Raw genomic sequence first — 815 nt, forward strand, 5'->3', positions numbered from 1 at the left:
CCTGTCGCAGCTCAACCGCTCCCTGGAGCAGCGACCCAACAAGCGCCCGGTGAACTCCGACTTGCGCGAATCCGGGGCGATCGAGCAGGACGCCGACGTGATCATGTTCGTCTACCGCGACGAGGTGTACCACCCGCCTGTCGCAGCTCAACCGCTCCCTGGAGCAGCGACCCAACAAGCGCCCGGTGAACTCCGACTTGCGCGAATCCGGGGCGATCGAGCAGGACGCCGACGTGATCATGTTCGTCTACCGCGACGAGGTGTACCACCCGGAGACCGAGTTCAATTGGGTCGCCGAAATCATCATCGGCAAGCAGCGTAACGGTCCGATCGGTACGGTGCGCCTGGCCTTCATCGGCAAATACACGCGCTTCGAGAACCTTGCCGCCGGCATGTACAACTTCGAGGACGAATGACCCGGCTTGGGTCTTGCCCGGCGGGGTGGTCAAGGCGAACGCCTATGGCCACGGCAGGACCCGATGCCATGCGTCCCCTCGTTGCCACCGTCGACCTTTCCGCCATTCGCCACAACTATGCCCTGGCCAAGCGCTGCGCGCCGCAGCGCCAGGCGTTCGCGGTGGTCAAGGCGAACGCCTATGGCCACGGTGCGCGCGAAGTGGTTACCGCGTTGCACGACGATGCCGATGGCTTCGCCGTGGCCTGCCTGGAGGAGGCCGCGGAAGTCCGCGCCTTGCACGCCAGCGCGCGCATCCTGTTGCTGGAAGGCTGCTTCGAGGCGAGCGAATACGCCCTCGCCGGGCAATTGCGCCTGGACCTGGTGATCCAGGGCGCGGAACAGGGCGAAGCGTTCCTCG

At 65.6% G+C, this 815-nt stretch carries 1 protein-coding gene and 1 pseudogene; both read left to right on the forward strand.

Translation table 11 applies throughout. From position 1 onward, the window contains the following. Nucleotides 1-416 (forward strand): annotated as a pseudogene (locus tag FLO80_RS23590) (DnaB-like helicase C-terminal domain-containing protein); the annotation flags it as partial. 68 nt (nucleotides 417-484) lie between these two features. After that, on the forward strand, nucleotides 485-815 hold a 331-nt coding region (locus FLO80_RS23595), incomplete at its 3' end, for an alanine racemase (RefSeq protein ID WP_188078395.1).

Source organism: Aquicoccus porphyridii (assembly GCF_008369105.1).
GTDB lineage: Bacteria > Pseudomonadota > Alphaproteobacteria > Rhodobacterales > Rhodobacteraceae > Aquicoccus > Aquicoccus porphyridii.